The sequence below is a fragment of the Flavobacterium enshiense genome (genome assembly GCF_040750275.1).
Classification (GTDB): Bacteria; Bacteroidota; Bacteroidia; order Flavobacteriales; family Flavobacteriaceae; genus Flavobacterium; species Flavobacterium enshiense_B.
On the sequence record NZ_JBDOCV010000042.1, the window covers coordinates 1 to 539 of the forward strand.

The window sequence follows — 539 nt, forward strand, 5'->3', positions numbered from 1 at the left end:
TGTAACGGCCCAACCAACTTGTAACACAGCAACGGGAACGATTACGGTTAGTGCACCGGCTCCTGGAACGGGCGTTAGTTATACGGTAACAGGAACCAATCCGGTTGTAGCACCACAAAGTAATGCAACAGGAGTGTTTTCCGGTTTGGCTCCTGGAGTTTATTCGGTGACAACTTCTAAATCGGGATGTAGTTCGGCAGCTGTTTCGTTAACTGTGAATCCGCAACCGACAACACCTGCAGCACCAACGGCTTCTGTAACGGCCCAACCAACTTGTAACACAGCAACGGGAACCATTACGGTTAGTGCACCGGCTCCTGGAACGGGCGTTAGTTATACGGTAACAGGAACCAATCCGGTTGTAGCACCACAAAGTAATGCAACAGGAGTGTTTTCCGGTTTGGCTCCTGGAGTTTATTCGGTGACAACTTCTAAATCGGGATGTACTTCGGCAGCTGTTTCGTTAACTGTGAATCCGCAACCGACAACGCCTGCAGCACCAACGGCCTCTGTAACGGCTCAGCCAACTTGCACCACAG

General features: G+C 50.8%; 1 pseudogene. It reads left to right on the forward strand.

Annotation, left to right across the window (positions count from 1 at the left end):
- A pseudogene (locus tag ABGT15_RS14725) lies at positions 1-539 on the forward strand (hypothetical protein); the annotation flags it as partial.